Source organism: Blautia sp. MSK18_10 (assembly GCF_020553185.1).
GTDB lineage: Bacteria > Bacillota > Clostridia > Lachnospirales > Lachnospiraceae > Blautia_A > Blautia_A wexlerae.
Map to the genome: position 1 here is coordinate 26,101 of NZ_JAJCGT010000006.1, position 25,817 is coordinate 51,917.

At 40.6% G+C, this 25,817-nt stretch carries 23 protein-coding genes; 8 read left to right on the top strand and 15 right to left on the bottom strand.

What is annotated here, in order from left to right; translation table 11 throughout:
- Positions 1-66 precede the first annotated feature (66 nt).
- The 7 genes from LI074_RS04485 to LI074_RS04515 form a co-directional block, all read right to left on the bottom strand.
- Positions 67-1,416: a radical SAM protein gene (locus LI074_RS04485; protein WP_008705038.1), complete on the bottom strand. Its 1,350-nt coding sequence runs from the start codon at positions 1,414-1,416 to the stop codon at positions 67-69.
- A 75-nt stretch (positions 1,417-1,491) separates the two neighbouring features.
- The gene (locus tag LI074_RS04490) at positions 1,492-2,073 is read right to left on the bottom strand and encodes an HdeD family acid-resistance protein (RefSeq protein ID WP_173698120.1); all 582 of its coding nucleotides are present in this window, start codon (positions 2,071-2,073) and stop codon (positions 1,492-1,494) included.
- 255 nt (positions 2,074-2,328) lie between these two features.
- A complete protein-coding gene (locus LI074_RS04495) occupies positions 2,329-2,886 on the bottom strand; it encodes a TetR/AcrR family transcriptional regulator C-terminal domain-containing protein (RefSeq protein ID WP_022381285.1) in 558 nt (185 codons plus the stop codon).
- A gap of 197 nt (positions 2,887-3,083) precedes the next feature.
- Positions 3,084-5,849 carry a glycoside hydrolase family 3 protein gene (locus tag LI074_RS04500; protein WP_062808138.1) on the bottom strand — a complete coding sequence of 922 codons (2,766 nt, stop codon included), beginning with the start codon at positions 5,847-5,849 and terminating at the stop codon, positions 3,084-3,086.
- Positions 5,850-6,011: 162 nt separating this feature from the next.
- The gene (locus tag LI074_RS04505) at positions 6,012-6,902 is read right to left on the bottom strand and encodes a carbohydrate ABC transporter permease (protein WP_008705044.1); all 891 of its coding nucleotides are present in this window, start codon (positions 6,900-6,902) and stop codon (positions 6,012-6,014) included.
- 10 nt (positions 6,903-6,912) lie between these two features.
- Positions 6,913-7,818 (bottom strand): ABC transporter permease, encoded by a 906-nt coding sequence (locus tag LI074_RS04510; protein WP_008705047.1) that lies wholly within the window; start codon positions 7,816-7,818, stop codon positions 6,913-6,915.
- A 63-nt stretch (positions 7,819-7,881) separates the two neighbouring features.
- On the bottom strand, positions 7,882-9,360 hold the full coding sequence (locus LI074_RS04515) for an ABC transporter substrate-binding protein (protein WP_008705054.1): 1,479 nt from the start codon (positions 9,358-9,360) through the stop codon (positions 7,882-7,884).
- Between the two features lie 255 nt (positions 9,361-9,615).
- Here LI074_RS04515 and LI074_RS04520 point away from each other — a divergent pair, with 255 nt between their 5' ends.
- On the top strand, positions 9,616-11,349 hold the full coding sequence (locus LI074_RS04520) for a sensor histidine kinase (protein WP_055053800.1): 1,734 nt from the start codon (positions 9,616-9,618) through the stop codon (positions 11,347-11,349).
- Positions 11,350-11,385: 36 nt separating this feature from the next.
- Positions 11,386-12,969 carry a response regulator transcription factor gene (locus LI074_RS04525; protein ID WP_173698121.1) on the top strand — a complete coding sequence of 528 codons (1,584 nt, stop codon included), beginning with the start codon at positions 11,386-11,388 and terminating at the stop codon, positions 12,967-12,969.
- Positions 12,970-13,037: 68 nt separating this feature from the next.
- On the opposite strand, the gene LI074_RS04530 is transcribed toward LI074_RS04525, so the two are convergent.
- The 6 genes from LI074_RS04530 to LI074_RS04555 all read right to left on the bottom strand — a co-directional run bounded on the left by LI074_RS04530 (position 13,038) and on the right by LI074_RS04555 (position 19,021).
- The gene (locus LI074_RS04530) at positions 13,038-14,705 is read right to left on the bottom strand and encodes a sensor histidine kinase (RefSeq protein WP_062808139.1); all 1,668 of its coding nucleotides are present in this window, start codon (positions 14,703-14,705) and stop codon (positions 13,038-13,040) included.
- A gap of 115 nt (positions 14,706-14,820) precedes the next feature.
- Positions 14,821-15,492: a phosphate signaling complex protein PhoU gene (gene phoU / locus LI074_RS04535; RefSeq protein WP_008705061.1), complete on the bottom strand. Its 672-nt coding sequence runs from the start codon at positions 15,490-15,492 to the stop codon at positions 14,821-14,823.
- 2 nt (positions 15,493-15,494) lie between these two features.
- Positions 15,495-16,253 (bottom strand): phosphate ABC transporter ATP-binding protein PstB, encoded by a 759-nt coding sequence (gene pstB, locus LI074_RS04540; RefSeq protein WP_118566871.1) that lies wholly within the window; start codon positions 16,251-16,253, stop codon positions 15,495-15,497.
- A 5-nt stretch (positions 16,254-16,258) separates the two neighbouring features.
- Positions 16,259-17,164, bottom strand: a complete 906-nt coding sequence (gene pstA, locus LI074_RS04545) for a phosphate ABC transporter permease PstA (RefSeq protein ID WP_008705064.1) — start codon at positions 17,162-17,164, stop codon at positions 16,259-16,261.
- Positions 17,154-18,011: a phosphate ABC transporter permease subunit PstC gene (gene pstC, locus LI074_RS04550; protein WP_118616840.1), complete on the bottom strand. Its 858-nt coding sequence runs from the start codon at positions 18,009-18,011 to the stop codon at positions 17,154-17,156. Before pstC ends, pstA begins: the two co-directional genes overlap by 11 nt.
- Positions 18,012-18,157: 146 nt before the next feature.
- Positions 18,158-19,021 (bottom strand): substrate-binding domain-containing protein, encoded by an 864-nt coding sequence (locus LI074_RS04555; protein ID WP_173698122.1) that lies wholly within the window; start codon positions 19,019-19,021, stop codon positions 18,158-18,160.
- A 315-nt stretch (positions 19,022-19,336) separates the two neighbouring features.
- Here LI074_RS04555 and LI074_RS04560 point away from each other — a divergent pair, with 315 nt between their 5' ends.
- A complete protein-coding gene (locus LI074_RS04560; protein WP_173698123.1) occupies positions 19,337-19,729 on the top strand; it encodes a C-GCAxxG-C-C family protein in 393 nt (130 codons plus the stop codon).
- A 137-nt stretch (positions 19,730-19,866) separates the two neighbouring features.
- Here LI074_RS04560 and LI074_RS04565 read toward each other — a convergent pair whose 3' ends face one another.
- Together LI074_RS04565 and LI074_RS04570 are read right to left on the bottom strand one after the other, a co-directional pair.
- Positions 19,867-20,877: an Rpn family recombination-promoting nuclease/putative transposase gene (locus LI074_RS04565; RefSeq protein ID WP_265107644.1), complete on the bottom strand. Its 1,011-nt coding sequence runs from the start codon at positions 20,875-20,877 to the stop codon at positions 19,867-19,869.
- A 144-nt stretch (positions 20,878-21,021) separates the two neighbouring features.
- Complete coding sequence (locus tag LI074_RS04570) at positions 21,022-22,161, bottom strand: RNA-guided endonuclease TnpB family protein (RefSeq protein ID WP_118670169.1); 1,140 nt, start codon at positions 22,159-22,161, stop codon at positions 21,022-21,024.
- 84 nt (positions 22,162-22,245) lie between these two features.
- Between LI074_RS04570 and tnpA the strand changes: the two genes are divergently transcribed.
- From tnpA to LI074_RS04595, 5 genes are all read left to right on the top strand, one after another.
- On the top strand, positions 22,246-22,650 hold the full coding sequence (tnpA, locus tag LI074_RS04575) for an IS200/IS605 family transposase (protein ID WP_055153870.1): 405 nt from the start codon (positions 22,246-22,248) through the stop codon (positions 22,648-22,650).
- A gap of 216 nt (positions 22,651-22,866) precedes the next feature.
- Positions 22,867-23,226, top strand: coding sequence for an arsenate reductase family protein (locus LI074_RS04580; RefSeq protein ID WP_025577743.1), 360 nt, complete (start codon positions 22,867-22,869; stop codon positions 23,224-23,226).
- Positions 23,227-23,431: 205 nt separating this feature from the next.
- Positions 23,432-24,109: a response regulator transcription factor gene (locus LI074_RS04585; protein WP_055153868.1), complete on the top strand. Its 678-nt coding sequence runs from the start codon at positions 23,432-23,434 to the stop codon at positions 24,107-24,109.
- A complete protein-coding gene (locus LI074_RS04590) occupies positions 24,102-25,001 on the top strand; it encodes a sensor histidine kinase (RefSeq protein WP_055153866.1) in 900 nt (299 codons plus the stop codon). Before LI074_RS04585 ends, LI074_RS04590 begins: the two co-directional genes overlap by 8 nt.
- Positions 25,002-25,136: 135 nt before the next feature.
- Positions 25,137-25,808 carry an ABC transporter ATP-binding protein gene (locus LI074_RS04595; protein WP_055153864.1) on the top strand — a complete coding sequence of 224 codons (672 nt, stop codon included), beginning with the start codon at positions 25,137-25,139 and terminating at the stop codon, positions 25,806-25,808.
- The last annotated feature ends 9 nt before the right edge of the window (positions 25,809-25,817 follow it).

The window sequence follows — 25,817 nt, forward strand, 5'->3', positions numbered from 1 at the left end:
CGGACAGGGAACTTTCTCTGATAACTTTGGCTAAATTTTGAGTTAATATTTTTTCTTATTATTAAGTTACTTATTTTTTACAGGAAATAATTCCTCTGCTTTCGGTGCCCAATGTTCTGCATAAGCATCACATTTCGCACAAAGATGCTCCACAGACTCCGGAGACTGCAAATCTGTAGACTTCGCACCGGATTCTTCAACCATCTTACGAAGCTTCTGCGGATTCTCAAGCATCGGGCATGGACGAAGCATATTTTCATTAAACGGCTGACCGTCATGATATGCCATGAAGATCGGACTCTTCAATGCTTCCAGCAGAGTATTTTCATAAATATTTGCATTGGAATAATGGATAAATACACATGGGTCTACATCACCATTCGCATTGATATGAAGGTAACGTCTTCCTCCTGCAATACATCCTCCTACATACTGCGCATCATTCTGGAAATCCATTCCAAAAATAGCTTTTGTAGAACGGTACTCTCTGATCTTGTGATACATCTTCTCACGCTGCTGTGGATTCGGCATTAATTCTACTACAGCGTCATTACCTGTCGGCATATAATGGAAAAACCATACAAATAATGCACCACAGTCAATAATGTGATCAAAAAATTCCTCGCTGCTTACACTGTCCACATTTGCAGAAGTATAACAGGTAGATACACCAAACGGAAGTTTATGAGCTTTCAGAAGTTCCATTGCATGCATAACTTTCTGATATACACCTTCTCCACGACGTCCGTCGTTTGCTTCCTCAGAACCTTCCAGGCTGATTGCCGGAACAAAGTTCTTAACACGAAGCATTTCCTGGCAGAATTCTTCGTCGATCAGTGTACCATTTGTAAAGGAAAGGAACTCGCAGTCCGGATATTTCTCGCAGATACGCATCAGGTCTTTCTTACGTACCAGCGGTTCACCACCTGTATATATGTACATATAAGTTCCCATTTTTCTGCCCTGCTCTACAATAGAACAGATGGTATCAAAATCAAGATTCAGTTTGTGACCATACTCTGCTGCCCAGCATCCTGTACAGTGCAGATTACAGGCACTTGTAGGATCAAGAAGGATTGCCCATGGAACATTGCAGTTGTTCTCTTCTGCTGTTTCTTCCTGAAGTGCACTTCCCTTTAAGCTGGCATTGATAATAAAGTTTGTAAAGAATGCTTCACGTACTCCTGGATCCAGCTCATAAATCCTCAGGATCAGTTTATACCAGTTGCTGTCCTTATTCTGGATTGCATTACGGATTGCATTTCTCTGTGACTCATACCAGCCATCCGGTACAAATTTATCTACAAGTTCCATCAGTTTCGGTATATTTACTTCCGGGTCCTTCTCCAGATAACCCAGACCTGTCTTAACTGCTGCTGCAAGTGCAGCCTGTTTTGCTTTGTCCATTAATTTCATGTGATTGCTCCTCCTTGTTGTGATGTGATATATATATATAAACACCTGTGTATCAGGTATATTTTTATTATTTTATCAATATTCATCCATATCTATGATATCCTGTTTCTGGTTTTTAATAATTTTTACAGTGTAAATCGCCACACAAAGATTCAGAATTCCCTCAAACAGAACCGAAACACCAACCAGGATCATCATGATCTCTGCTGTCTCAAACGGCCTTATCAAAAGTAAAAATCCCAGAACACCGGTCAGAATCGCTACCAGGAGAATTCTCCACCAGAGATTCAGCCCGAATTTCTTTGCATCTATCGACATCTGAATTTTAAATAATGCATCCGCAAGGATCAGAAGTCCAAAGATTCCAAAGATCAGATTCACCACTACGTTCCTGCGTACTATAATAATAATTCCTACTGCTGCCAGCAGCACTCCAAAGGCAAGATCAAACTGAAATGCCAGACAATAGATATCTCTGGAAAAATATCCCAGAATCTTTATCAATCCGTATACAATAAACATAATCCCTACTGCTGTACAGAAAACTGCCATCGAACAATCCGGCCAGATAATCAGACAGGCACCCAGAACCATAAATAATACAGACATAATAATATAACCATTCTTGGCTAATTTTAACTGCTTCAGTGCATCCATCCTATTGCTCCTCCCTTCTGAAATATACCCGAACCTGTGACTGTCAGGCTCTTGTTTTCATCTCTTTATGGCTGCTATTATAGCTGTGATTTTTTTAACAATAAATAGACAAAAAAAAGCCCATGTCCAAAAAACAGACATAAGCTTAATTTTGTATAATATGAAAATTGAAGGAATTACCTATAACGCTTCTCTCAGATAATACATTTAAGAGAATTGCTATAATAAATATCAGGAACAACAGGTATTTTCACTCTATTCTGATCTGTTCAATACCGCATGTAGCTCCGGGTGCTTTTCAAAAAGCCGGGAAGCCTGACGCATTTCTTCTCCAAAATCAGATTTCAGATTATTATCCAGCCACTCCATCAGAAATCCCATAAACAGACACTTATAATATTGAATCAGAATCCGGATTTCTCCCTCATCAAGATCAAACTGATCTGCATTTTTCCGAAAATATTCCATAATAATATAGTTGGAAATCTCATTCATATAAAAAAGGAACGTATCTTTTTTCACTGATCTGTAAACATTAAACATAACCTTTCTGTTATTTCTCACCAGATCTGCCATTTCTTCCATACATTCCAGAATAGAGGCTCTGTCCTGTGGGTGTTCCAGAATCTCATCCCACTTCTTTTTCAAAATAAACTCCACTACATCCGGAATATCCTTAAAATGATAATAAAAAGTATTTCTGTTTACACCACATCGTTCCACGATATCCTTCACCGTAATCTTAGACATGGGCTTTTCATCCAGCAATTCTGTAAAAGTCTTTGCAATAATTTCCTTTGTAAAACCTGACATATTATCTTTTCCTCATCACTCTTAACACTGTTCTAATCATCAGTAACACTTTTCCTCTGAACAGCCCGCTCCGCATTAAAAAAGTCCACAGATAACCACTTTTATAAAGCAATTATCACTCATCTTTCGCAGGTTCTGAGTATTTTCATAATTATGCCATAAAGGATATAGTTTTGCAAGCGTTTCTAAAATTGGTCTTACCTATTCGGAGTCAGCACAATTTCTTTAATTTCAAGATTATCCGCACCATAATAAAATTTGATATAGTGATTATGACCAAATCCCATATTCAGGATGCGGCTTTCTTCTACCCATTTTCCATTGGTTCCCTGTACTGAAACAGTCATCTTATGAATATTATCCAAAAATACAGAAACCGGAAGCTGAGCCAGCTCACCAAGATCAGATTTCAAAGTAAACTTCATTGTGAAATCACCCATGAACTCGTTAGTCACAGCAATCACATCTGCCTTTCCCTTTGCAGGATGTAATAATGCACCGTCAATTACAATTTTCTGTGTCACCGAATCACTTTCAATACTTACCAGACTTCCGGCATCCACATCGTCCTCTTCCTTTGTATTCATAGCCTCCAGCTCTTCTTTACATATTCTGTCTGTCAACAATAAAACAGAAGGACTTTTTAACAGAAATCCCAGGATATTGGCAGCATTCCTCTGCAATTCTCCCACAGTAATTTTTCCTGCATGAAGCATTTCCTCCACATCGTCATTCTCCGGATTGGACTTCGCATCACTCACTACCATATAAATATCATTCTGGGCAGCTACCATAGGAGCTTTCGCAGTTACCTCTGCCTGATGACCCTCATAATTGGACTTCGCCCACCAGTCAGTCATGACAATACCCTGAAATCCCCACTCTTTTCTCAGAATAGTTGTACACAGATCATAGCTACCTGCAGTCCAGAGCCCATTTACACTTCCATAAGTAGTCATTACAGAACGTGCACCACCCTCCTTTACTGCAATCTCAAATCCCTTCAGATAGATCTCTCTCAGACATCTCTCAGACATAACAGAATCAGAAGTACTTCGTCCCACTTCCTGATTATTTCCACAGAAATGCTTAATCGTACTTCCAATTTCGGATTTAGCCATTGCCTTCACCTGAGCCGCACAAATTCTTCCTGTGAGAAGCGGATCCTCAGAAATATATTCAAAATTTCGACCATTCAGTGGATTCCTGTGAATATTCATACCTGGTCCCAGCAGGGAATCAATCTTATTCAGTCGAAGTTCCCTCCCTGTCATTTCATACAGCTCACCCACAAGCTCCGTATTAAAAGTACAGCCCAGCAAAGTTCCATTTGGCAGAGAAAACGCTTTCGTACCGCAATCCATACGAATCCCTGACGGCCCATCCGCGCAGCATCCCACCGGGATTCCAAGAGCCTTCAAAGACTCTGTCACACCGCCAAATGCAGCTGCAGTTCCAGCAGTGACCTTTGGACTGCACATTCCTTCACCGCGGAACATGGCAATCAGATCCGCCTCACTGATCTGTGCCACAAACTCATCCATAGAAACTTTTTTATCCAGTACATCTGCCAGCTTATAGCCTTTATCTCCCGTATACTCCAGAGTCTTCGGCATTCTTTCCTCTCTGCGTTTATGTGGATCTGCTGTGCGGACAGGAACCTCTTCTGTTACTGCCTGATAAGTTCCATCCGCTCTCAGAACGGCTTTCATTCTCCGGAATTTCTCAATCGGTGCATATGCCTCCTGTAACTGTTCTATTACACGTAATTCTTCTTCGTAAATTCCTGCTGATTTCGCACTTCTTACATCACTGCCTGCAAAAATTTCATAAGTTCCCTCTTCCAGAACATAACAGGATTTGTGTCCTGTCACTCCACTGTCATCATAAGAGGCCATATCATATTTGGGAATGATGATAACAAGTTCTTCTTTTTCACCCGGTGCCAGTTCCCGGGTTTTTGCAAATCCGATCAGCTTTCTTGCCGGATTTCCAAGTTTACCCTGCGGTGCTTTTACATAAACCTGTACAACCTCTTTGCCCCTCACATCACCGATATTGGTAACCGTCGCAGCCACTGTGAGTTCATCCTCAGTATTCTTAAAAATCTCCGCCTTTGTCTCAAAATTCGTATAGGACAAACCATATCCAAACGGATACAGCACCTTATCCTTCGCAAATGTCTCAAAATAACGATAACCCACATAAATATCTTCCTTATAATAATTCTTATATGGATCACCAAAATTCTCCGTAGACGGATAATACTCAATCCTCTCAGCAATGGTATCTGTCAGTTTCCCACATGCACACACTTTACCGGTCAGCACATCAGCCACACCATTGCCACCTTCCTGACCACCCTGCCATGCATACAGCACAGCCTGAGGATGATATTTCTCCACCCAACTCATATCAATAATATTTCCAACATTCAGCACCACAACTGTGCACTTACTCACCTCACAGACCCGGCAGATCAAATCCTCCTCCGTCTCCGTCAGACAATAGCTTCCCAGATTCGTATTATTATCCTGATCTTCACCTGCAGTTCTTCCTATAATAACAAGCGAAACATCGTTGCTACGTGCGCAGTCCAGCATTTCCTCTGTAACTTCCATCTCTTTCTGAGACCACGGAACACGACCCCATCCCTGACCTTCATCATAAGGATTCTCTTTAATCCAGTTTGCATAAATACCCAGCAGTTTCTCATCCAGTTGAATCTCTTTACACTCCTTCAGCGCATCCAGAATTCCCACTACATATCTCGTATTCACCAGACCGCCGGAACCAAGTCCGCTTTTATAATAATGAAATGCCATGCGGCCAAAAACAGCCACACTCTCTCCCTCTCTCAAAGGAAGTGCCTGCTTCTCATTCTCCAGAAGTACACATCCCTCTGCGGCTGCCTGTCTCGCCAGTGTTGCATATTTCTCTAAATCCAATTTATAATCGTTCATGTTTTATCCTTTCTTTCTGAGAACAACATCTCTCAAGCGATGCAATGATCGTTCCGACCGTTTTTCCCCAATACTTTCTATTCCCCATCTTATCAGAAAAAATCTTTGCTGAAAACACTAAATATTTACAGGAAAATAATCCACCTTTCCTTCAAAACATCTTCAGCCTTTTACGGCACCAAGCGCGATACCTTTGGTAAAATATCTCTGTAAAAACGGATACAGGCATAAAATCGGTAGCATTGCAACAAACGCTATTGCCATTCTGACAGATGCAGATGGAATATCTGCAATTGCAACAGTTGACGCACCAGAAGCATTCTGTGTCAGTGCTGTCAAATCTGAAATCATCTTATTCAGAAGGTTCTGAATGCCATATAACTTCGTATCTCTAATATAGTACAGACCATTTGTCCAGTCATTCCAGTATCCTAATCCGGAAAGCAGACCCATGGCAATAAGAATGGGTTTACCCAGTGGCAATACAATTTTGAAAAAAATCTGGAATTGACTTGCACCGTCAATCTGAGCTGCTTCAAAAAGTGCATCCGGAATACTGGTCGCAAAGAATGTACGAATCAGCATAACATTCATAGCACTCATCAGAAGTCCCGGCACAATATATGCAAGCAGTGTGTTATTGATATGGAAAATTCCTGTATACATGAGATATGTAGGAACCAGTCCACCATTAAATAACATGGTAAAAAATATGTAGAAATTCAGGATTCTTTTTCCTGGAAGATTTTTCAGGGAAAGCGGATACGCCAACAATGCAGACATTGCCACATTAATACTGGTTCCTATTACAGTGACCAGTATTGTAATTCCATATGCCCTGAATACATTTGCAGCATTATCCCAGATAAACTTATAGGCATGAATACTGAACTCTTTTGGAAAAAAGGAATATCCATCTCTAACCAGAGCACTTTCAGAGGTAATAGATGACATAAATAACAAGATAAACGGCAATACAATACAGATTGTAACCAGTATCATGACCGTATGTGCCAATCGTTCAAATCTTTTTGCACTTTTGCTTCTAACCATTTTTTACCTCCTAGAACATTGCATTTTCAGGGCTTAATTTGCGCACAACCACATTTGCCAGCAGTACACAGGCAAATCCGACAATGGACTGATAAAAGCCTGCCGCTGAAGCCATTCCGATATTTCCGGACTGAAGCAGTGCCCTGTATACATAAGTATCGATTACATTGGTGGTATCATAAAGCTGACCGGAATTTTGTGTAACCTGATAGAATAATCCAAAATCAGAATAGAAAATTCTTCCAATGTTTAACAGTGTCAAAGTGATTACAGACGGCATGATCGATGGAAGTGTAATGTATCGGATCTGTTTCCACTTTGAAGCTCCATCCAGTTCTGCAGCCTCATAAAAAGAAGGATCAATTCCGGAAATACTGGAAATATAAATCAGGCATCCATATCCTACACCTTTCCATGTATTTACGATAACCAGGATCACAGGCCAATATTTGGATTCTGAATACCAATTAATTGCTTCTTTCCCGAAAAACGGAAGAATTGTCTTATTCAGCATTCCATTGTCCCCACTGAAAAAGGCAAAAGTGATATAACTTACAATTACAATAGACATAAGAAACGGCAGTAAAATTGCACTTTGATAAATTGTTTTGCATGCCTTGCTCCGAATATCACAGATAAAGATGGCAAATGCAATTCCCAGAATCAGGTTGATGATAATAAATACAATATTATAAAGCAACGTATTTCTTGTAATCGTCCACGCATCATTAAACAGATAAGTAAAATTGCTGAGACCGGCCCATGGGCTGCCAAAGATTCCATCTACCACGTTGTAATTTTTGAAAGCAACCACAAGTCCTGCCATCGGCATATAATTATTGATAAAAAGATAAATCAGCCCCGGTGCCATCATCAGATAAAGCGGTACCCATCTTTTAAATTTTGCTTTTTTCATAAATTTTTCCTTTCAATTATCTGGAATATAACAGGGGATGCATAGCGGCATCCCCTGTCTGTGTTATTTATTCTCTTCCAGCCACTTGTCCAGCTGTTCCTGTTTGGTGCTGATCACTTTCTCAATTCCTGCTTTCTTCAGTTCCTCAATAAATTTCGGAAGTGTTTCTTCAGGATCTACTGTACCAGAACCAAGAGCAGCTGCATATTTTGCTTTTACATTACTCAGTGCAGCCAGTTCGTTTGCAACACTTGTAGAATCATAGGTAAATCCGAATGCTTTTGATTTGATTGCACTCTCATTCAGTGCCTTTGTTTCATCCCAGATATCTGGTGAATCACCCTCCCAGATATGCATTTTAAACTGGTCAAATAACTGCCATCCTTCTGCCAGATGATACGTGTTGCTGTCATCTTTTCCATCCGGATAGTTAATGATATTATTTTCAGCATCTACAACTTCGTAATCAACACCTTCTTCCCCCCAGTTCAACAGGTTCAGAATATCTGCATTTCCATATAAATAATCCAGACACTGCATTGTTTTATCTTTATCAGCAGAACTTGAACTGATGCCATAAGTCAGGTAAGAAATTTGTGCAGTACCAGCCCATGGTTCGGAAATCGGAGCAATCTCCATCTCTGTTCCGCAAAGTAAAGCGGCACGGGTATCATATCCTGGTTTGTTTGGTGCAAGGTAAGAAAAAGCGGCACCTGCTTTTACCTGATTCTCCGCACTCTCTGTTGTGGTTGCAGCATCTTTGGACAAATAACCTTTTTGCTGCCAGTCATACATTGTTTCTACAAACTCTTTATATTCATCTGTCTCATAATAATCTACAACTGTCGTATCCTGACCATGATCCATCAATACACCAAATCCATCAGTAAGTGTATCATTCATTTCATATTTGGTATCCGGTGTTGCACTGTTATTGCTTGCCATCATGACCATATCTGGATATTTTTCTTTCACAGTTGCATAAACGTCAGTCAAATCTTTATAATCTGTGATAGAAGATACATCAATTCCACACTCATCCAGAATATCTTTTCGCATAATAACAGATGACTGGCAGAACCATTCGCGTCCTGTTGTCACACCGTATACATAATTTCCGATATTTGCTGCTTTCGCAGTATCACCAAGCAGTTCTTTAATATTATTGCCATATTTGTCGATATATTCAGACATGTCAATAACCTGCTTCGCATTCACCATGGAATTAACCTGTTCCACCAGGATTGGTACAATGTCCATCTTTTCTCCACCGGATAGAATCAGCTTCATTGTTTCCGCATAGGCACCCCAGCTGATCGGTTCGATATCGAGTTCCATATTGATATCTTTCTTCATAATCTCATTGATTTTCTTCTCGATGCGATCTGTATCTTCCTCCTTATCTCCAATATAAGCCATTGTAACTGTATAAGTCTCATCAGAAGAATCTTTAGCCTCTTTTGAACCGGAATCGCCACAGGCAGTCAGCCCCATAGAAGCCAGTACCATAGCCATTCCCGCTGCAATCACTTTCTTATTCATCCTTTTACCTCAATTCTTTTCCTTTTTAATTTTTTTTGATGTATACATCTCTCTGTCTGATGTTTCTCATTATACAGATTTTCCAGTATTTTAATAGTAAAATAACGACCTCACACTTTCCGAAATCCGATTTCTTTTTTCATAGCTTGTCTCTTTTGTTGTATCAAAAGGTCGGAATATTATTATCTTTTTATCGGATTTTTGTTATAATTGTTTTCATCATAATGATTTTATAATATTTCAGGAGGTATTTATATGTATTCCAGACATCGTGTTGCCGGATACTCCATTGATCATGTCATAAAATTTTTGTTTTTTCTGCTGGTTCCGGTTGTAATCCTGGATATCATGATCAGCTGTTTTGTCATTTTTTCCATGCGTTCCCAAAGTATTCAGTCCCTGCAAGATACAACATCCCTTTATGCTTCGCAAATCGACACCGCACATATTTCCATCAATCGCTATTTAATCCGGCTCCTGACTGAAAATGACGATGCAGATACTCTGTTGGAAACACAGGACAAACTGGAATTCATTTCATCCGCAGAACGAGTTCATAATAATATTGATATTTTTCTGGAATCTTTTGAAAAAGGATATCAGATTTTTCTATATAATTCAGAGAATGAACGGATGTATCGTCCTACAGAAATTTTTCAGACACTTACTCAGAATCAGCTCGTACTGCTGAACAAGCATCTAATCCAAAAAATAACTGCGCCCAAAACAAGTTTCTACACGGATGCCTGGGAAGTACTAATGTTCGGAAAGAACGTATATTTTTACAAATCCTTTCATACAGGCTCCCACTACGCCTGCTGTTTTATTCCTGCTGACAATATCATTCAGCCACTAAAAAACATAATTAAAGAAAAAGACGGTTTCATTTCTCTTACCTCGCAAAACGGAACCGTACTTACTAATAAAGAACTGCTGAAGCAACACCATATTGAATTTTCAAGAAAAAGCAATTCCGATTCTTACGAGACTTATAATAAGGGAAATAATCTGATTATCAGCGGTGCTCTGATTATGGGTGCTTTTTATCCTCAGATTATTCTCAGCAAATTCAGGGCTTATGAAAAAATAATCCTGCTTCAGTTTATTCTTGTACTGGCAGTCCTTCTGGTCGCAGTTATCCTGTTTACTTCCATTTTCTATATGAAGAAACACGTTCTGACTCCGATCAAGCTCTTTTTAGAAAATCTGGCACATCTGGATGATTCTGCAGAAACCATCAGTTTAAAAGACACCAATCTTCTCGAACTTGAGCAGGCGAACTCCCAGTTCAAAAATCTGATGCGCCAGATCAAAAAACTGAAAATTGACATTTACGAAAAAGAACTGGAAAAACAAAAAACAATGATGAATTATCTTCAGCTACAGATCCGTCCTCACTTTTTTCTGAACTGTCTGAATACCATTTACAGTATGGCACAGACGCAGCTTTACGAAGAGATCATGAAAATGTCTATGATTACTTCCAACTATTTTCGATATATTTTCCAGAACACCCAGGATCTTGTTCCTGTAAAAAATGAACTGGAACATATAAAAAATTATATGGAAATCCAAAAGATGCGTTACGGAGATACGTTCTCCTATGAAATTCACGCAGAAGAAGGTACAGAAAACATACGAATCCCACCAATTCTGATCCAGACCTTTATAGAAAACGCCATCAAACACTCCAATACTTTTGATGACCCCATAATCATACGCACAGACATCGCCTGGATGACTGCCGGCGGAAATTCACATGAAAATATTCAGATTCAGGTCATGGACACTGGATGCGGATTCTCGGAAGACATCCTGCAATCCCTAAATTCTGCTATTCCTCTGGAACCTCAAAATGGTCACCGTATTGGAATTACCAATGCCATCCAACGTCTGAATCTGCTGTACGGTCAGGGAGAAGCGGTCATTACTTTCTCAAACCTCCCGTCTGGGGGTGCCTGCGTAACCATCCTTCTCCCTGCAATCTGATCCAATTCTCTGCCTAATTTATGAAAGGAAAGTTTTATGAACGCATTATTAGTTGATGATGACCGCTTTGTTGTAGCGGCCCTTGAGAAAAAAATAAACTGGGAGCAACTAACAATCACAGAAGTACTCACTGCTTTCAATATCCGTCAAGCTCAGAAAATCATAGAAAAAAACTCCATCGATATCTGTATTTGCGATATCGAAATGCCCGGCGGTTCTGGTCTTGATCTTCTTTCCTGGGTCCGGGAATCAGGAAAAGAAATACAATTTATTTTCCTGACCAGCTATGCGGATTTTGATTACGCAAAAAAAGCTATCGAACTGTCCTCCCTCGATTACCAGCTAAAACCTATAGACTTTGATACTTTATTCCATATTCTGGAAAAAGCAGTTTCTAAAGTCAGAAAGAATGCTGCGCTCACCCAGACAAAAGCAGACAGTCAGAAATGGAAAGATAATTACCGCTATATTGTAGATTTATTCTGGAAAGAACTTTTTGCCACCACTCTGTTTCGTGAACCTTCTCTTCTTGAAACAGAATTAAGAAAAAAAGATCTTTCCTATACAGCAGATGACCTCTTCATTCCTGTTTTGTTCCGGCTTTATCCACTCTCCGGCCAGATAATGCCCATGGAGTCTTCCATGGTAGATTTTTCTTTCCAGAATATTACAGCCGAAACCTTTCAGAAATCCTGCATTCTCTATGAGTCTATAGTGATACTGAACACCTTTGAATACGTTGTCATACTTTCTGGATTGCAACTGGAACAAATCCGTCAGCCATTTACAGAAAATCTACTGACACTGTTCAAAAATCTTCAGAGTTTTCTGCACTGTGAAATTGCATGCGGCATTGCACCAGAGGTTTCCCTGACAGAACTGCCTGAAACTCTTACCAGACTACGTGAAATGAGAGAATCCAACCTTAACTCCGTAAATAAACCACTTTTTCTGCAAGATTTTGTTCCCAGCACAACTTCCTACATCCCTCCATCACTGGAAGTAATCAATACTTTTCTGGAACAAAAACAGGCAGACGCAGCTTTACAGAATATCGAAAATTACCTGTCCAAATACATTCAGGCCAGTGGTATCACCAAAAATTTTCTTCTGCATCTGAGACTTGATATCGAACAAATTGTTTTTTCCTATCTACATAAAAACGGAATCGAAGCACACACTCTATTTTCTTCAGAAGAAAGAGACGAACTGATCACAAAATCTCTGGACGCTGTACCATATATGTTTAATTATCTGCGCTATCTGATACAACGCGCCGTAGAATACAATAGCTTCATCAACGAAAAAGACTCCGTCGTTGATATTGTACTCAACTATATCCATCAGCACTACTCCGAAGATATCTCACGTACCATGCTGGCTGATATGGTTTATCTCAATCCAGATTATCTGGCACGACTTTTCAAAAAACAAACGCAGACCTCTATCATCAATTACATCACCACCTATCGGTTAGAAAAAGCAAAAGAGCTTCTGCTCAACCCTGACATCCCGGTGGGAACAGTTGCTTTGAAAGTCGGCTATGGAAATTATTCCTACTTTTCCAAACTGTTTAAAGATGTGATCGGCTGCACCCCCAATGAATATCGAAAAAAATAAAAAGGTTCTTTCTACGGTATAATTTAGAGGGGCTGTCAAACTGACATCCCCTCTGTATCTATTCTATTTTATTCCTTATGCACTTTCAGAAATTTCATAGTAATTTCCGTTCCACTTCCTTCTTCACTTCTCAGCACAATACTTCCATTCAAAGTGCTGACCGCATGCTTCACAATAGAAAGTCCCAGTCCGGTACCTCCAATCTCTTTGGAATGACTTTTATCCACTCTGTAAAATCTCTCAAAAACTCTATCCTGATCTTCCTTTGGAATTCCCACACCTGTATCCTTGACTACAATCTGTATCTCATGTGCAGTCTGAGTCAGAAAAATGCTTACACTTCCATCATTTCGGTTATACTTAATGGCATTATCGCAGACATTATAAACTGCCTCTTCCAGAAGTGTCCGAACTGCTTCCATCTTCATACTGTCCCCACAGATATAAAGATGCACATTCATGCTCTGTGCTTTCTCCTTCAGACTTTCAAAGGCATTCTTACAAACCTGATAAACATCCACCAGTTCCCAGGTGTAGGATGTTTTTTCCTCGTCAAGCTGGGAAATCTGGATCACATCCTCAACCAGCTGAAGCAGTCTCTGGGATTCCTTATAAATACGCCCTGCAAACTTGGGAATATCCTCACATTTCACCAGACCGCCCTGCATGATCTCCGCAAATCCTGAAATAGAAGTCAGAGGAGTCTTCAGCTCATGAGAGACATTTGCCGAAAACTCTCTCCGCAGATTCTCCCTCTCAAGCTTCTCTGTCACATTCACAAGCAGGATCACAGCACCTTCTGTTTTTTGTCCACGTACCACAGGATTGGCAATCAACTGGATATCGCTTCCATTTAATTTCAATATCAGTTCCGCATGTTCTCCGCTGAGAACCTGCTCGATCGCATGTCTGAAATCTTCCGCACGATCCAGACAGTAAACACTTTCTCCCTGACATACTTTATCTACCCGGAACAGATTCCATGCACTGGAATTGGCAGAAAGAATCATGGTATACTTATCAATCACGATCAGACCTTCCTGCATATTTTCTGTAATAAGAGAGAATTCTTCCTGCTGCTGTTTTGCCAGTTCCAGCTGCTTCTGGATCTGCCGGTTCTGTTTATGGATTTTACCTAAAAGCGGAGAAAGCTCCTCGTAAATCTTATTCTCCTCCGGATGTTCCAGATCCAGCTCATTCACAGGTTTTACGATCCTTTTTGATATCACAGATGCCATGATTCCTGATAGAATCAGCATCAAAAATAAGAGTCCACATAAGGGAAGAAGAAGATTTTCAACCAGTGCCAGCACAGAATCCTGAGTGTCTGAAACTCTCAGCACAGTTCCATCCTTCAGACGCAGTGCATAATAAATTGTTTTCTCAGAAAGTGTATCCGAATACCTGGAACATTCTCCTGCACCATATTTCTCTGCTTTCTGAAATTCAGTTCTGTTCTTATGATTTTGCATTTCATCTGCATCAGCCTTATTATCAAAAAGCACAGTTCCATCCTTATTAATATAAGTAATCCTTGAGCTCTTATCCTTTACATTCTTCAGATAATCTGTTCCCTGCTGTTCTACACCATATGACAGATAAGCAGCTTCCTTTGACAGTTCTTTCTTCATCTGTCCGTCAAAATTACTGTAAAGAATCCCCATCACAGCAGCCAGTCCTACAGACAGAACCAGTACACATACTAACATTGTAGACTTAAATATTTTTTTTGTCACTTCTCTTCACTTCCCTTTACATATTAACACTCAAATATCCGCAAACGGTTCCCGCCTGCGGATATAAAACGCCCCTGCACACTCTCACATTATCTGTGATAAGGGACTTCATTTTTTAATTATTCAGATAATCCTGATGCTCATTATTTCTGTGCTGTCCTGTGATGGAATATTCCACCCATTCAGCAATATTCACTGCGTGATCACCGATACGTTCAAAGTACTTTGCAGTCATAAGAAGATCCAGCCCTGTCTTGGCATCCAGATTTCCTCCGTAAATCATATCTGCAAGCTTCTCTTTGATCTCGTTAAACGCATCATCCACCACATCATCTCTGTCAATGACATTTCTGCACAGCTCCAGATCACTCTTTACAAAAGCATCTACGCTCTCAGTTACCATACGCACAGTATCTTCCGCCATCTGTGTGATAGTCTCCGGGATCGCAGTGGTATTCTTTGCAACATATAAAGACAAATCTGCAATATCTGCTGCCTGGTCACCGATACGTTCCATATCAGAAACCATCTTCAATGCTGCAGATATCTCTCTTAAATCTCTTGCAACCGGGTGCTGATGGAGCAGAAGACTCAGGCACAGATTCTCAATCTCTCTTTCCTTGGCATCAATATCTCTGTCCGTCTCAAAAACCTGGCGGGCAATCTCTTCATTCTGTACCTTCTGGATTGCTTTTGCAGAGAATGAAATTGCTTTCTCACAATAGCTTCCCAGTGTGATAAGCTGAACGTGCAGTTCCTCCAGCTGTCTTTCGAAATACTTTGACATAATCAACCAAACCTTCCTGTAATATAATCCTCTGTACGCTTGTCAGAAGGCATAGAGAACAGTTTATCAGTATCATCAAACTCAACTACTTCTCCCAGAAGGAAGAAAGCTGTTTTATCAGAAATACGTGTAGCCTGCTGCATATTATGAGTTACCATAACAATGGTATAATCCTTCTTTAACTCCATCGCCAGCTCCTCGATCTTGGAAGTTGAGATAGGGTCAAGTGCGGATGTAGGCTCATCCATCAGAAGTACCTCCGGCTGAACTGCCAGTGCTCTGGCAATGCAAAGTCTCTGCTGCTGGCCACCGGACATACCCAGTGCGCTTTTCTTTAATCTGTCTTTTACTTCATCCCAGATTGCCGCATCGCGGAGAGATTTTTCTACAATATCATCCAGTTTAGACTTGGAACGGATTCCATGGGTTCTCGGTCCATATGCAATGTTATCATAAATGCTCATAGGAAAAGGATTGGGCTTCTGGAATACCATTCCCACTCTTTTTCTCAGAAGATTCACATCCATATCTCCGTAAATATCTTCACCGTCAAGCTGTACCTTACCGGTGATCACACATCCCTCAACAAGGTCATTCATACGGTTTAAAGATTTCAGAAGTGTAGATTTACCACAGCCACTCGGCCCGATAAAAGCTGTGATTTCTTTCTCCGGAATTGCCATGTTTATATTCTTCAGCGCATGAAACTTTCCGTAATATAAGTTCATACTTTCAACTGTTATTTTTTCATTTCCACTCATTTTTCTTATCCTTTCGCAATTCGTTTGGCAACTGCTCCGGACAGGAAATTGATTACAAGAACAAATGCCAGAATAACAACTGCTGTTGCAGATGCCTGATTCATATGAAGGCCCTCACCTGACAGCACATACATATGAAGTGCCAGAGTACGTCCGGAACCCATCAGGTTCTTCGGTACCTCTGCAACTGTACCTGCTGTATAAATCAGGGCTGCTGTTTCGCCGATCACACGTCCGATGGCCAGGATCACACCTGCCAGAATACCAGGTACTGCTGATGGCAGAACAATGGTGAAGATGGTACGAAGTTTACCTGCTCCAAGTCCAAAGCTGGCTTCACGATAAGAATCAGGAACAGATTTCAGGGCTTCTTCCGCAGTACGCATGATCAGAGGAAGAATCATGATTACCAGTGTGAAAGCACCGGACAGAAGAGAAAGTCCCCAATGCAGTGCTGTTACGAAAAACAGCATACCGAAAAGGCCATATACAATAGAAGGAATTCCTGAAAGTGTTTCTGCTGTAATACGGATCACATTTACAAGCTTACTTCCTTTTTTCGCATATTCTACCAGATAGATGGCTGCAAAGATTCCCAGCGGTGCTGCGATTACAAGTGAAACAACCGTCAGGATGAATGTGTTGATCAGAGAAGGAAGTAAGGAAAGATTCTCTGAATTATAAGTTAAACTGAACAAGTCTGTTGACAGATACGGTACGCCCTTGACCAGAATATATCCGATCAGGAAGAACAGTAATGCAAATGTCAGGACTGCACCTAAAAGGGTAAGCAATGCAAGAACACCTGATCCCGGATGCTTAATATATGCCTTCATCTGATCTGAGAACGAAGACTCATTCTGCTTTTTTTCTTTGGACAAATCAATTGCCGCTGCTGTATCAATTTGCATGTTCTGCCCTCCTGTTCAGTAAAGAAAGACTCAGGTTAATGATAAGAATAAAGATAAATAACACAACTGCTGTTGCGATCAGTGCTTCTCTGTGAAGACCTGTTGCATAACCCATCTCAGTGACGATATTTGCAGTCATTGTACGGACACCTTTCAGGATTCCCTGTGGCATTCTCGGCTGGTTACCTGCAACCATTACAACAGCCATTGTCTCACCGATCGCCCGACCGATTCCAAGCACTACAGCTGCCAGAATACCTGATTTTGCTGCCGGAAGCATGACAAAAAAGATGCTTCTCTCCTTGGTTGCTCCCAGTGCCAGTGAACCTTCGTAATAACTCTCAGGTACGCTGCGGATCGCAGATTCCGTAACTCCGATGATAGTCGGCAGGATCATCATTCCAAGCAGAACACAGGCTGCCAGCATACTGGTTCCTGTTCCGCCGAAAATCTGTCTGATCAGAGGAGCAATAAGAATCAGGCCAAAGAAACCATACACAATAGAAGGTACACCTGCCATCAATTCAATTCCTGATTTCAATGGTCTGTAAATTTTCTTCGGGCAGTAACGTGCCATAAAAACAGAAGTAAAGAGTGCAATCGGCACCCCCAGGAGAATGGCACCTGCAGTTACATAAATACTTGCTACGATCATTGGAAGGATTCCAAAAATATCATTTGACGGCTTCCACTTCGTTCCCAGCAGGAACTTCAGCGGGCCGATTTTCCCGATAGCCGGGACACCATTTGCAAACAGAAATGCACAGATCAGAAATACTGCCAACACTGAAGTACAGGCTGCGATCAGAAATACACATTTCATTGCTTTTTCTTTAAAGTGGTTCATTCATTACACCTTTCTTTCCCTGTATCAAAAATCATAACCTGTCACTTTTGCAATAATTCTCAGAATATGATTTTCAACATGCAAACAGCCCGCCTGCTGTACTATTTCATTCACAGGCGAACTGCTCTGAAACTAAATCTGTTACATTATTTAGCAAGATCTTCCCATGTAGTAGTCTCGCCTGTGTATACAGCCTTTACCTGATTGCTTGTAAGTTCATCAACATCATTGTCTTTGTTTACGATGACTGCGATACCATCTCTTGCGATAACTGTAGCTGTAAGACCAAGGTCTTTCTCTTCATCCTTCAGGTCACGGGATGCCATACCGATATCTACTGTTCCTTCTGCTGCCATGTTTACACCTGTTGTGGAATCACTCTGCTGAACTTCTACAGTTACGTCTTTGTTTACTGCTTCATAGCCTTCTGCAAGTTTCTCCATAACCGGTGTTACTGAAGAAGAACCTGCAACTACTACTTTACCGGAAACTCCGTCTGCTGCTTCATAAGCCTTAGCATCTGCTGCTTCTTTGATATAACCGTTGTCCTCTACGATCTTCTGTCCGTCAGAGCTCATAATGTAGTTTACAAAATCCTTTGCTGCATCGCTTTCTTTATCAGATGTAAGGATGTTGAATGGACGTGCGATCTTGTAAGAATCATTGGAAACATTATCTACAGTAGCTTCTACGCCGTCGATCTTAACTGCCTTTACTGTATCATCCAGAGAACCAAGTGAGATATAACCGATTGCATTTTCATCACCTGCAACAGTTGTCATCATAACAGATGTGCTGTTTGTTACACTTGCTTCATCTGTAGTCATATCTACTTTCTCACCGTCTTTTTCTTCTTCAATTCCAAACAGTTCTACGAATGCTCCACGTGTACCGGAACCATCCTCACGGGATACAACTGTGATGTCTCCGCTTGCTGCACTTACGATTGTTGTGAAAGCTGTTGCTCCGATAACTGCTGCTGTAAGGATTGTTGCGATTTTTTTCTTCATGATAATTTTCTCCTCTTCCCATGAGCCATGTTTTTAATATAAAGTGAAAGGCTCATTTCCTTTTTAATATCTTTATGTTTTATAACTTGTTGCCTCATTTACAAGTGCTATTATAGAAATCCAAAGTTAAATGTAAAACCACGCTAAAGTAAAATCTTTGTAAATTGAAAATTTTTGTGAAGGTTGTAAAAACAGGTTCAAGGTGCTATCATAAACTATATCTTCAAGTCCCCACCCACTGCTTATTACTTTTCGCAAGTCAAGCAGGGGACTTACTTGATTCGGTTAAAATTTATACACAGGAGGATTTTATATATGGAAAATTTAAGATGTGAAAAAGCAGTAGAAAAGAAACATAACGGCTATAACTGTGCACAGGCTGTGGCCTGTTCTTTCTGTAAAGAGGCATCTATGGATGAGGATACACTCAAAAAGATCACACAGGGATTCGGTGCAGGTCTTGGCACTATGGCCGGTATATGCGGAGCAATCTCCGGTGCTGCAGTTGTAGCTGGACTTATTAACCAGGACAAAGCAGGAACCTCTCAGACTGTCCGCTCTGTCATGAATCAGTTTAAACAGCAGAATGGAACTGTAATATGTAAAGACTTAAAGGGTGTGGAAACCGGAAAGGTAATCCGCTCCTGTGATGACTGTGTCAGAGATGCGGTGAAATTCCTGGAAGACGCATTAAAATCAGAAAATTGATTTCAGGCAGATATTCGCAATGCATAAATACCAACGCAAAAGGAGCTATGCACGTATAATGTGCATAGCCTCTTTTATGATTAGCTTGATTAATGCTCCCAGTTCCCAATTAATTTTATATTTGTAATTTACTTTCACTACTTGTTCACAGTCATCTGCTGTTCCTGAACTTTTTTTATTTCTTCCAGAGGCAAGTTCAACATCTTCGAAACTTCTTCTGGAGTTTTTCCACTCATGAGAGCCCCCAGAATCATTCCCTCATGACGGCCTTGCTGTATTCCTCTTTCATAAATCATATCTCCAAATCCTGTCATTTTGCTCGCCTCCTCCTGAAATGGTTCTGACCATTCTATATGTGAATATCTTTGTATTCTCTTTATATCACCAGTAAAAAGCCCTTTCAGATAATCAAATATTCCTTTTTCTTCTGTTTCTTTTCCCAGTCGGATTATAATTACTGTTAAGAGCTCATAATCCTCCTCAGGTTCATCTGCTACCCCTATAATATCCTTCTTCGAAAAAGAGTATTCCGTCAATGTATTCTGCAGTTTCTTTGGTACATCCTCCGCACAAATCCATATGGAGTAACATTTTTCCAACTTTGAATAATCTGTAGTCTGCGTAATAGTACTTAACTGAGATGAAAGGTCTCTGGCCACATAATATACGGCACGTTTTAATATAGGGTATGACGGATTACTTGGACGGTAGCTTTTCTGCGCTTCCATATCAATATGTAAATTCACTCTTATTTTCTCTGTAGATAACTTTGGATTTATTATTTTAAACCGAATATCAAACCTTACCAGTTTCTCCACAAGAGATGAGAGTTCACTGTCTTCTTTTGTTAATCTCAGATCCTTTTCTACATTTGGTATATCACTTACGAAATCATCTTTTGTAATAGAAGAAATGTCTAAGCACTGTAGAATTTCTTCCTGTGAGCACGTTTTAAACTCTGGCACCGTCATCTGCAAAATGGGAACGATAATCTCCTTATTACTCATAAGCTGTTTCATTCCTGCATCATACTCTGCGCCAGTCACTCCAGACGTATATACGTCCATCTTCGTCTCATCACGCATGATTTCTCCTCTCCGGGGAACTGGGACTGTTTTTTCTTTTGTATATGGATATATTAACGTCAACTACCCATCACCTAAAGGTATTGGGCTTGTAACTGCCCAGTCGTAGTAACGGCTTACGCCTCCGACCTTTTATCCCAAATAGACATTGCTGCCTAAAGTGGCGTTACATCATTGGGTGGTTGACAGCACCCTTTGTAGCAGAGTTTACTCTGTTACAACTGTATCAGGTACTTGGCTATCAGCAAGATAGTTTATTCCCATACGATACAGATTCATAGCTCCAATACGGTCATCATTAGACGTATAACCGCAGTTTTTGCAAGTAAACAAATGTATTTTCTTATTACGATTAGACTTTTCAGTATGTCCACAAGCAGGACAGCATTGACTGGTATAACGAGGATCCACCTTTATTACAGAAGATTGATTCTGCTTCGCTTTGTAAATCAGCTTCTGCTCAAGGTCATAAAAGGACCATGATACAGAAACATAGCGGTCTTTTGTTTTGACACGTTCTGTAGCATTGCGAATACCAATCAAATCTTCTAATACAAAGAGAGTATGCTTTGGATTACCGGTGGCGAGTGCCTTCGATACCTGATGGTTAATATCCTGCATCCAACGGTTTTCTCGCTGACCGATAGCTTTTAGTCTTCGTCTTGAGGATGGCGTATGTCGCATTTGAAGTTCTTTACGAAGCCTGGAATAATTAGCCCGTTTCTGTTTAATAGCTTTACCACTAACAAATCCGGACTTATGTTTGCTGTCATAAGTTGCAACAACAAAGTTAATACCTCTGTCAATACCTACAACATTACAAATATCAGAAATATTACTTTCTTCAACCTCATAAGTAACTGGTATATACAGATAGTATTTACCACGTTTATTTACAAGTTTGGCAGTACCAAACCTGTAAATAGAATGGTTAAAATACTTAGACATACCCTCAGCAAAATAAGGAAGTTTCACACGACCATTAAGCGTATTGACGGAAAAGCAGTTTTGAGTTAAAGAATAATCTCTGTTCCAAACCAGGTCGTACTGAGGTTTTTTAAAAGATGGTTTTATCCATTCATTCTGATTTTCAAGAATGGACTTATATCTTGCGATAACCGTCTTAAAAACAGACTGCGCCATTTGTGATTTAAGACTAAACTTTTCTCTTAGAGCAGAGTACAAAATTTTATTGAGTGAGAACTGCTTTAGGTCATGTGTGCGGAATACATAATCTGAAACATAATTACAGGCATCACAATAAACAGACATTGTTTTATTAAGCAAAACTTTATCTGTATCAGTTGCAGCTATCTGAACTTTTGCAGTTATAGTTATCTGTTCCATAAAATGTACTCCTCTTATTGATGCTTCACTAATGATAGTGTATACTAATAATTAGTGAATGTCAATAACTGTCAGAGGTGATTTATGGATTATAGATATAATCGTCATAACAGACGAAAATACAGTCTGAAAGTACATATAGTTCTTGTAACCAAATACCGCAAACAAATACTAAAAGGCTCTATTGCTGATGATGTGAAACAAAAGATTCTCGATATAGCTAATACTCGTGGCTACGAAATAATTGCTATGGAAACAGACAAAGACCATATACATTTTTTGTTAAGTTATGATACAACGGATAGAGTATGCGACATTGTTAAAATTGTAAAGCAGGAAACAACATACTACTTATGGCAAAAGTATAATTCGGTCTTATCAAAACAGTATTGGAAGAAAAAAATATTTTGGTCAGATGGTTATTTTGCTTGTAGCATTGGAGAAGTGTCATCAGCAACTATACAAAAATATATTGAGAGTCAGGGATAATAGATAACGATTTACAAGGCTCCTCCCACCGCCTAAAGGCAGTGGGTTTCCGCCTATGACAAACGAAAGGATTTATTTATGAAAATCTAAGCCTTACAATTCTTCCATAACATTCTCTTGCAAAATCGCCCTTTCCAATTTATGATATATCTATCTGGAACAATAACGGAGGAAGTAATTACCTGTAAATAGTTACGATAAATCTATACGAGGAGAATGTCTATGAAAGTTTTAGTTTACCGCAAATGCAGTACCTGCATGAAAGCCCTGAAATGGCTGGACGAACACAATATCAATTATGAAGAACGGGCTATTAAAGAAGAAAATCCTACTTACGAAGAACTGAAGAAATGGTACGCAAAAAGTGGTCTTCCACTGAAGAAATTCTTTAATACAGGCGGAATGATCTATAAGGAAATGGGATTAAAAGATAAGTTAAAAGATATGTCTGAAGATGAGCAGCTGAAACTCCTTGCTACAGATGGAATGCTGGTGAAACGGCCTCTGGTAATCGGAGATGACTTTGTACTTACCGGATTCAGGGAGAAAGAATGGAGCGAGGCTATGCACATGTGATGTGCGCATAACCTCTTTTTTATAGCTTTCTTATCAATCTTTGCCACATAAAACAGAACAATCAAAAACTCCAGATATGACTGGGAACTTCTGGTTGCCGAAGGTGCTATTCATGCTGTCCGGCTGAAACAGAAATCCAAAACGAAACGAAAAAAATTGCCCAAGGAAATGATGGTGGCATTTGAATAACGAAGGAGTGAGATACATGGAACAATTATTGATTATTGAAGATGATATAGGGTTGAATCAGGGTTTAAGTAAAGCATTGAAAGCAGATGACCGTCAGATTATATCCTGCCATGATCTAAAAGCGGCAAGAGAGCAATTGCTTTGCGGTAGTGTATCCCTAATCCTGTTGGATATCAATCTGCCAGATGGCAGTGGGCTTGAGCTGCTCCGGGAGGTCAAGGAAAACATGCCCGGAGTTCCTGTTATTCTGCTGACTGCCAATGACACCGATCTGGACATCGTAGACGGACTGGAGAGGGGCGCTGATGATTACATTACCAAGCCCTTTTCTCTTTCGGTTTTGCGGGCAAGGGTGAATACCCAACTGCGAAAGCAAGCGTCAAACCATAAAAATGTATCGATCCATATTGATCTATTTCACTTTGACTTTGAGGCTATGACCTTTTATGTGGGAGATTCAAAAGTGGAATTGAGTAAAACAGAACAAAAATTACTGCGTCTGCTTGTTGAAAATCGTGGTCGAACCATGACCCGTGGAGACCTTGTCGACCGGATCTGGACAGATGGCGCAGAATATGTGGATGAAAATGCTTTGTCCGTTACGATCAAGCGTCTGAGGGATAAGCTTGGTGCACAAAAGTACATTAAAACCGTCTATGGAATCGGTTATAGCTGGGTGACAAAAGATGAATAAAACCGGCATTGTGATCATACTGCTGTGTTTTCTGGCGGCGGCAGCTGTTGTGTTATGGGAGCGGAGAAAGGCCAGAAAAACGATGGAAGAAATCGAAAGAATGCTGGACGCTGCCATGACCGGCTCCTTTTCTGAAACCAATTTTGATGAAAGCCGGCAGTCTGCTTTGGAAACAAAGTTTGCACACTATCTTTCTGCCGCAGAAGCATCTTCTCGAAATGTAGCGCAGGAAAAAGACAAAATCAAAACCTTGATTGCGGACATCTCGCACCAGACGAAAACGCCGATTGCAAATCTGCTGTTATACAGCGAGCTTTTGATGGAGGAAACTCTGCCTGCATCGGCGAAGGCAAATGTGGAGGCGCTGTACAAACAATCGGAAAAGCTGCGATTTCTGATCGATTCTCTCGTAAAGCTTTCCAGACTGGAAAACGGGATCATTTCGCTCTCCCCTCAGCAAGCAGCGCTACAGCCGCTGCTTGAAAGTGTGGTAGAACAATATACTGCCAAGGCTTCTGAAAAAGGATTGTCTTTGCAAATGCAGGATACAGATGCTTTTGCTGTATTCGACTTCAAATGGACAGCGGAAGCTCTGGCTAATATCGTAGACAACGCCATCAAATATACAGAGCATGGCACCATTACTCTTTCTGCCGTAAGCTATGAAATGTTTGCAAGGATCGATATATCGGATACCGGTTCAGGCATCCCGGAAAGTGAGCAAGCGAAAATATTTGCTCGCTTTTACCGCTCAAATAGTGTACAGAAACAAGAAGGGGTCGGCATCGGCTTATACCTTGCCCGACAGATCATATCCGGCGAGGGCGGTTATATCAAGGTTGCTTCCGTTCCGGGAAAAGGAAGTACGTTTTCCATATTTCTGCCGAAATAACAACAATTCTATCAAAACTGTTAGATTTCATTTTCTGCCGGAAAGAATGTGGAAAGATTCCTATGCGATAATCTGTATGTATCAAAGGATCATTTCCTTTCATACATACAGAATTTTTCATGGAGGTACTCATTTATGGAAGTTTTACAGGCAAAAAACCTGAAAAAGATTTATGGCTCCGGCAATAACGCAGTTCATGCGTTGGATGGAGTTGATTTAAGTGTAAAGAAGGGCGAATTTGTTGCAATTGTCGGCACATCCGGCTCCGGCAAATCCACGCTGCTGCACATGCTGGGCGGGCTGGATCGCCCTACAAGTGGCACGGTCATGGTGGACGGACAGGATATTTTCTCCCTGAGGGAGGAAGCGCTGACCATCTTCCGCCGCAGGAAAATCGGCTTTGTGTTCCAAGCATATAATCTTGTTCCGGTGCTGAATGTGTATGAAAATATTGTTCTACCCATTGAGCTGGACGGTGGCAAGGTCAATAAGGATTTCGTACAGCAGATTGTACAGACACTTGGGCTGGATGATCGTCTGGATGCCCTGCCCAATCAGCTCTCAGGCGGTCAACAGCAGCGAGTAGCCATTGCCCGTGCGCTGGCGGCAGCACCCGCTATCATTCTGGCAGATGAACCCACCGGCAATCTGGATTCCAAAACCAGCCAGGATGTATTGAGCCTTTTGAAAGTCACCAGTCAAAAGTTCGCCCAGACAATCGTAATGATCACTCACAACGAAGAAATTGCGCAGATGGCAGACCGCATTATCCGTATCGAAGATGGTCGGATCGTCTCCCAGAACTAACGGGAGGTG

Excerpts from the sequence above, each read along its gene's own strand:
- LI074_RS04485 (WP_008705038.1), bottom strand. The coding sequence starts at position 1,416 with ATGAAATTAATGGACAAAGCAAAACAGGCTGCACTTGCAGCAGCAGTT.
- LI074_RS04490 (WP_173698120.1), bottom strand. The coding sequence starts at position 2,073 with ATGGATGCACTGAAGCAGTTAAAATTAGCCAAGAATGGTTATATTATT.
- LI074_RS04495 (WP_022381285.1), bottom strand. The coding sequence starts at position 2,886 with ATGTCAGGTTTTACAAAGGAAATTATTGCAAAGACTTTTACAGAATTG.
- LI074_RS04500 (WP_062808138.1), bottom strand. The coding sequence starts at position 5,849 with ATGAACGATTATAAATTGGATTTAGAGAAATATGCAACACTGGCGAGA.
- LI074_RS04505 (WP_008705044.1), bottom strand. The coding sequence starts at position 6,902 with ATGGTTAGAAGCAAAAGTGCAAAAAGATTTGAACGATTGGCACATACG.
- LI074_RS04510 (WP_008705047.1), bottom strand. The coding sequence starts at position 7,818 with ATGAAAAAAGCAAAATTTAAAAGATGGGTACCGCTTTATCTGATGATG.
- LI074_RS04515 (WP_008705054.1), bottom strand. The coding sequence starts at position 9,360 with ATGAATAAGAAAGTGATTGCAGCGGGAATGGCTATGGTACTGGCTTCT.
- LI074_RS04520 (WP_055053800.1), top strand. The coding sequence starts at position 9,616 with ATGTATTCCAGACATCGTGTTGCCGGATACTCCATTGATCATGTCATA.
- LI074_RS04525 (WP_173698121.1), top strand. The coding sequence starts at position 11,386 with ATGAACGCATTATTAGTTGATGATGACCGCTTTGTTGTAGCGGCCCTT.
- phoU (WP_008705061.1), bottom strand. The coding sequence starts at position 15,492 with ATGTCAAAGTATTTCGAAAGACAGCTGGAGGAACTGCACGTTCAGCTT.
- pstB (WP_118566871.1), bottom strand. The coding sequence starts at position 16,253 with ATGAGTGGAAATGAAAAAATAACAGTTGAAAGTATGAACTTATATTAC.
- pstA (WP_008705064.1), bottom strand. The coding sequence starts at position 17,164 with ATGCAAATTGATACAGCAGCGGCAATTGATTTGTCCAAAGAAAAAAAG.
- pstC (WP_118616840.1), bottom strand. The coding sequence starts at position 18,011 with ATGAACCACTTTAAAGAAAAAGCAATGAAATGTGTATTTCTGATCGCA.
- LI074_RS04555 (WP_173698122.1), bottom strand. The coding sequence starts at position 19,021 with ATGAAGAAAAAAATCGCAACAATCCTTACAGCAGCAGTTATCGGAGCA.
- LI074_RS04560 (WP_173698123.1), top strand. The coding sequence starts at position 19,337 with ATGGAAAATTTAAGATGTGAAAAAGCAGTAGAAAAGAAACATAACGGC.
- LI074_RS04570 (WP_118670169.1), bottom strand. The coding sequence starts at position 22,161 with ATGGAACAGATAACTATAACTGCAAAAGTTCAGATAGCTGCAACTGAT.
- tnpA (WP_055153870.1), top strand. The coding sequence starts at position 22,246 with ATGGATTATAGATATAATCGTCATAACAGACGAAAATACAGTCTGAAA.
- LI074_RS04580 (WP_025577743.1), top strand. The coding sequence starts at position 22,867 with ATGTCTATGAAAGTTTTAGTTTACCGCAAATGCAGTACCTGCATGAAA.
- LI074_RS04585 (WP_055153868.1), top strand. The coding sequence starts at position 23,432 with ATGGAACAATTATTGATTATTGAAGATGATATAGGGTTGAATCAGGGT.
- LI074_RS04590 (WP_055153866.1), top strand. The coding sequence starts at position 24,102 with ATGAATAAAACCGGCATTGTGATCATACTGCTGTGTTTTCTGGCGGCG.
- LI074_RS04595 (WP_055153864.1), top strand. The coding sequence starts at position 25,137 with ATGGAAGTTTTACAGGCAAAAAACCTGAAAAAGATTTATGGCTCCGGC.